Annotated in this window: 5 protein-coding genes and 1 pseudogene; 3 read left to right on the top strand and 3 right to left on the bottom strand. The window is 71.7% G+C overall.

The window, feature by feature from the left end:
• Together G3N62_RS34085 and G3N62_RS34090 are read right to left on the bottom strand one after the other, a co-directional pair.
• A pseudogene (locus tag G3N62_RS34085) lies at positions 1-210 on the bottom strand (4'-phosphopantetheinyl transferase); the annotation flags it as partial.
• A 122-nt stretch (positions 211-332) separates the two neighbouring features.
• A complete protein-coding gene (locus G3N62_RS34090) occupies positions 333-1,373 on the bottom strand; it encodes an alpha/beta fold hydrolase (RefSeq protein ID WP_069706946.1) in 1,041 nt (346 codons plus the stop codon).
• A gap of 249 nt (positions 1,374-1,622) precedes the next feature.
• On the opposite strand from G3N62_RS34090, the gene G3N62_RS34095 reads away from it, so the two are divergent.
• From G3N62_RS34095 to G3N62_RS36325, 3 genes are all read left to right on the top strand, one after another.
• A complete protein-coding gene (locus tag G3N62_RS34095; protein ID WP_049031511.1) occupies positions 1,623-2,567 on the top strand; it encodes a LysR substrate-binding domain-containing protein in 945 nt (314 codons plus the stop codon).
• A gap of 156 nt (positions 2,568-2,723) precedes the next feature.
• Positions 2,724-3,956 (top strand): MFS transporter, encoded by a 1,233-nt coding sequence (locus G3N62_RS34100; RefSeq protein ID WP_034190378.1) that lies wholly within the window; start codon positions 2,724-2,726, stop codon positions 3,954-3,956.
• On the top strand, positions 3,947-4,069 hold the full coding sequence (locus G3N62_RS36325; RefSeq protein ID WP_260449485.1) for a hypothetical protein: 123 nt from the start codon (positions 3,947-3,949) through the stop codon (positions 4,067-4,069). Before G3N62_RS34100 ends, G3N62_RS36325 begins: the two co-directional genes overlap by 10 nt.
• A 30-nt stretch (positions 4,070-4,099) precedes the next feature.
• Here G3N62_RS36325 and G3N62_RS34105 read toward each other — a convergent pair.
• Positions 4,100-5,385, bottom strand: a 1,286-nt coding sequence (locus G3N62_RS34105) for a deoxyribodipyrimidine photo-lyase (protein ID WP_206141476.1), incomplete at its 5' end; no start/stop codon positions are given.

Raw genomic sequence — 5,385 nt, forward strand, 5'->3', positions numbered from 1 at the left:
TTCCTCGTGGCGCATGTAGCGCGCGGCGCGCGCCCGCTCGGCGTCGCCGAGCGCCGCATACGCGGGCGACGACAGCGGCACGCGCCAGTCGAAATCGATACGCGCGACCCGCACGCCGGCACGGAATGCGGCCTCCGGCAGGTCGAGCGCGTGCACGCGCCACGCGCGGGGCGTGTCGAGCGGGGAAGCGGATTCGGACGGAGTGGACATCGACACGCGCAGCCTGTGCTGTGAATGGAAACGTCCGATGTTAATCGATCGCGCCGGCCGGCAACCGGCGCGGCAGGACCGGGAAGCGGATCGCGACGGGGCGATGCGCGGCGGGCGCCACGTCAACCGTTCGCGGCCACACCCGGCACGCCGCCGGCCGCTATCGGCCCGCGCGACGCCGGGTGAAGCGCATGCACGGCGCCCGGCGCATCGGCCGGCAGCACGCCGTGTTGCAGCCAGTACAGCGCGACGGGCCACAGCGAGTCGGTGAAGCGGCTGTGGAAAAACGCGAAATGACCGATCGCGTCGACGCCGATGTCGGCCGGCGCGATCCTCAGATGCGTGACGTTGCTGCCCGTGTAGTAGTCGACCAGCCGCTCGATCGCCTCGACCGTGCCGAACGCGTCGTCGTCGATGCCGATCGCGAGCATCGGCGCCGACAGCCCCGCGAAGCGCGCGGGCACCGCGGCGCGGCCGACGGTCCCGGTATCGAGCACGCCGCCGATGTAGCCATCCTCGAAACGCGGCTGCGCGCGCGCCCACGACAGCGCGACCCCGCGCGGCGTGTCCTCCATCCAGCCGAGCCGCTTCGCGGGCACATAGCCGAACACGGCCGCGAGCGCGGGCATCGCGACATGCCACTTCCACCACATGCGGCGCCGCTCGGCCGGCAGGTAGTCGCGCCAGTACGCATACTGCGCGCCGACGGTCACCGCATGCCGCACGTGTACGTTCGATGCCGCGAGCCCGAGCAGGCAGCCGCCGATGCTGTGCGCGACGACATCGAGCGGCTGGCCGGGAAACGCGTCGCGCGCATACTGCAGCGCGGCTTCGCAATCGAGCCGCCCCCAGTCGAGCCAGGTCGCGTGCAGCTTCGCGAGCTGCGCGGGGCGTGAAGCGCCGATCCCGCGATAGTCGTAGACGAGCACGTCGCGCCCCTGCGCGAACAGCCAGGCCGCGAAACGGAAGTAGTAGTCGCAGCGTACCGACGTCGCGCAATTGACGACCGTGACGGGCCGCACGGCGCCGCCGCCGCGATGGCGCCACACATGGCCACGCAATTCGTAACCGTCGGCCGCGCGCAGCGTCACGGGCTCCGGCGGCCATGCGCCCGCCGCGCGACTGCGCTGCGCCGCCCCGCTTCCTTCGTTCGAAATCGTCATCCTGTCTCCTGTCGGCCCAAGTTAGCGCTTTAGCGCTGACTCGAACCCCATGCTCTGCGGTCGGCGCCAAGTTGGCGCTTTAGCGCTGACTCGAACCCCATGCCTCGCGGTCGGCCCGAGTCAGCGCTTCAGCGCCTACCCATCCCCCTGCCTCGCGGCCGCCCCGCGCCCGTCGTCAAGCCTCCATTGAACTTGACGCGTGGCGCGTTCTCAACCAATCTTGCTGCTCCGTTCGCATGAGTCACGCGCATGTCAACGCCGCTCGTCCGTCTTCCGTCGCTCGATCTCGTCCGCGGTTTCGTCGCGGTCGGCCGCCGCATGAGCATCACGCTCGCCGCGCAGGACCTGTGCGTCACGCAGTCGGCGGTCAGCCGCCAGATCCACGCGCTCGAGGCGCATCTCGGCGTCGCGTTGCTGCAGCGCGGCTACCGGAAGATCGCGTTCACGCCGCAAGGCGAGCGACTGTTCCGCGTCGCGGATGCGGCGCTGCACGGCCTGCAGGACACCGTCGCGTCGCTCGCCGCCGCGCGCGAACGCCAGCCCGTCACGATCACCGCCAGCATCGGCGTCACCGCGCTGTGGCTGTTGCCGCGGCTCGGGCGGCTGCAGGCGCGCCTGCCCGCGGTCGACCTGCGCGTCGCCGCGAACGACAAGGTACTCGATTTGCGCACCGAAGGCATCGACCTCGGCATCCGCTATTGTTCGCGCGACCGCGCGCCGGCCGGCGCGCTGCGCCTGTTCGACGAGATCGTCGTCCCCGTCGCGCATCCCGCGCTCGCCGCGCGGCCGGTCACGCGCGCGGCCGCGATCGCCGACCACGTGCTGCTCGAATTCGACGGACCGCCGCAACCGCAGCTGCAGTGGCACGCGCACCTGCATGCGGCCGGGCTGGGCGACGCGCGCCCGAAAGGCGTGCTGCGCTTCAACCAGTACGACCAGGTGATCCAGGCCGCGATCGCGGGCCAAGGCGTCGCGCTCGGCCGGCTCGCGCTCGTCGCGCCGATGCTCGCGGACGGGCGGCTCGCGGTGCTCGGCCCGCACACGCAGGCGCTGACGGATACGTACGGCTACTGGCTGTTCCAGCACGATCCGGCCCCGCGCCGCGAAGTCGTCGAGGTGCGCGACTGGATGCTCGCCGAGGCCGCCGAATGCGATGCGGCGATGCGCGCGTACGACACGACGTCACCGGCGTAAGCCGCCGCCCGCGACTGCAGGCAGCGCCGCCGCACCCTCGCATTCCCGATGCGCATGCCAACCTGACCGAATGATCGCTTGAGCGATCGCGGGCCCGATCGTCTAATCGGATCGAGCGCGGCCGTTTCGACCGCGCACCTTCATCCGGAGACACGCATGACCCCGATCGAGCAGGAAGTCCGACGCCGCTGGCTGCCCGTGCTCGCCGGCGGCCTGATCATGGGCGCCGCGCTCGGCATCCGCCACGTGCAAGGCCTGTTCCTCGCGCCCGTCTCGCTCGACCACGGCTGGTCGCGCGAAGCGTTCGGCCTCGCGCTGGCGCTGCAGAACCTGGTCTGGGGCGTCGCGCAGCCGTTCACGGGAATGATCGCCGACCGCTTCGGCTCGGTGCGCGTGATCGTCGCCGGCATGCTGCTGTACGCGGCCGGGCTCGTCACGATGGCGCATGCGGCCACGACCGGCCTGTTTACGGTCGGCGCCGGGCTCGTGATCGGCATCGCGCTGTCGGGCTCGGCCTTCGCGTCGATCTACGGTGCGCTGAGCCGCCTGTTTCCGCCCGAGCGGCGCGGCTGGGCGCTCGGTGTCGCGGGCGCGATCGGCGGGCTCGGCCAGTTCTGCATGGTGCCCGTCGCGCAGGCGCTGATCGGCGGCATCGGCTGGCGGCACGCGTTCATCGCGCTGGCGCTCGTCGCGGCGCTGCTCGCGCCGCTCGCCGTGCTGCTGCGCGACCGCCCCGTGCAGACGGCCGATGCCGCCGCCGGCCCCGGCCAGTCGATCGGCGAGGCCGTGCGCGAGGCATTCGCGCATCGCGGCTTCTGGCTGCTGAACGCGGGGTTCTTCGCGTGCGGTTTCCAGCTCGCGTTCATCGCGACGCACCTGCCCGCGTACCTGCTCGACCACGGGCTGCCCGCGCGCCATGCAAGCGTCGCGCTCGCGCTGATCGCACTGACCAACGTGGCGGGCACCTACGCGTGCGGCCATCTCGGCGGGCTGCTGCGGCGCAAATACGTGCTGTCGGTGCTGTACCTCGTGCGCGCGCTCGCGATGGCGGTGTTCGTCGCCGCGCCGCTGTCGCCCGCGAGCGTCTACGTCTTCGCGGCGGTGATGGGATTCACGTGGCTCGGCACGGTGCCGCTGACGAACGGCGTGATCTCTCAGGTGTTCGGTGTGCGCTACATCGCGACGCTGTTCGGCTTCGTGTTCTTCGGGCACCAGCTCGGCAGCTTCTTCGGCGTCTGGCTCGGGGCCGTCGTATACGACGCGACGCACTCGTACATGCCGCTGTGGATCGGCTCGATCGCGCTCGGCGTGCTCGCGGCGCTGCTGCACCTGCCGATCAACGACGCGCGCGTCGCGCGGCCTGCGTCGGGCAACGCGGCATGGGCCTGATCCGTGCGGCGCTGACCGCCGGCACGCTCGCGTTCGTCACGTGGTGCGGCGCGGCCTACTTCGGTCCGGACGTCGCGTATGCGCTGCTCGAACACGTCGCGTTCTGCAACTGACGTGTCAAACCGCGCCGCGCGAACGCGCGGTCAACGCCGCTTCGGCAATGCGGCCAGCGCATCGAGCGCACGGGCGCGTGCGGCCGCATGCTCGACGAGCGGTTCCGGATAGTCGACGCCGAGCCGCACGCCGGCCGCCTCGCGCTCCAGCGGCGACGCATCCCACGGCGCATGGATCGACGCGTTGTCGAGGCCCGCGAGTTCGGGCACCCAGCGCCGCACGTAGGCGCCGTCCGGATCGAACTTCTGTCCCTGCGCGACCGGATTGAAGATGCGGAAATACGGTGCGGCATCGGCGCCGCAGCCGGCCACCCACTGCCAGCTCGCCGCGTTGTTCGCCGGGTCCGCGTCGACCAGCGTGTCCCAGAACCACGCTTCGCCCGCGCGCCAGTCGAGCAGCAGATGCTTGATCAGGAACGAGGCGACGACCATCCGCACACGGTTGTGCATCCAGCCGGTCGCCCACAGTTCGCGCAGGCCCGCATCGACGAGCGGATAACCGGTCAGCCCGCGCTGCCACGCGTGCAGCGCGGCGGGATCGTCGCGCCACGGCATCGCATCGAACTGCGCGCGGAAGTTGTCGGTCGCGAGCGCCGGGAAGTGATACAGCAGCGTGTAGCTGAATTCGCGCCAGCCGAGTTCGCTCAGGAATTTATCGGCGTCCGCGGCATAGGCCGCGCCGCCGGCATGCGCGGCGCCCTGCACCGCATGCCATACCTGTCGCGGCGACACGTTGCCGAAGCGCAGGAACGGCGACAGCCGGCTCGTCGCGGGGCGATCGGGACGGTCGCGCGCGTCCGCGTAGCCGGCGAGCGAGGTCGTCACGAATGCGTCGAGCCGCGCGTGCGCGCCGGCCTCGTCGGGTGCCGGCCATGCATCGCGCAAGCCGCCGGCCCAGTCCGGCGCATCCGGCAGCAGCGCGAGCGCGTCGAGCGACAGCGCGCGGTCGCGCACGGCTTCGGGCCACGGATGAAACGCGATCCGCCCGGGCTCCGGCAGCGGCGCGGCGACCGTGCGATCGCGGCGCGCCGCCCGCCAGTACGCCGTGAACACCTGGTACGGGCCGCCGCTGCCCGTCAGCACCTCCCACGGCTCGTTCAGCAGGCTGCCGTTGCTGCTCTCGACCGTGACGCCGCGCGCCTTGAGCGACGTCTTCAGCGCCGCGTCGGCGTCGCGCTGCGGCTGCGCATAACGACGGTTCCAGTACACGGCTGCCGCACGCGTATCGTGCACGACACGTTCGATCTCGCGCGGCGCGTCGCCGCGCAGCAGCAGCAGGCGTCCGCCATGACGCGCGAGCGCGGCATCGAGCCCGG

Origin of the sequence: Burkholderia sp. Tr-20355 (assembly GCF_017104685.1) — a bacterium.
Classification (GTDB): domain Bacteria; phylum Pseudomonadota; class Gammaproteobacteria; order Burkholderiales; family Burkholderiaceae; genus Burkholderia; species Burkholderia seminalis.

Coding starts and splice junctions, on each gene's coding strand:
- G3N62_RS34095 (WP_049031511.1), top strand. CDS start 1,623: ATGTCAACGCCGCTCGTCCGTCTTCCGTCGCTCGATCTCGTCCGCGGT.
- G3N62_RS34100 (WP_034190378.1), top strand. CDS start 2,724: ATGACCCCGATCGAGCAGGAAGTCCGACGCCGCTGGCTGCCCGTGCTC.
- G3N62_RS36325 (WP_260449485.1), top strand. CDS start 3,947: ATGGGCCTGATCCGTGCGGCGCTGACCGCCGGCACGCTCGCGTTCGTC.
- G3N62_RS34090 (WP_069706946.1), bottom strand. CDS start 1,373: ATGACGATTTCGAACGAAGGAAGCGGGGCGGCGCAGCGCAGTCGCGCG.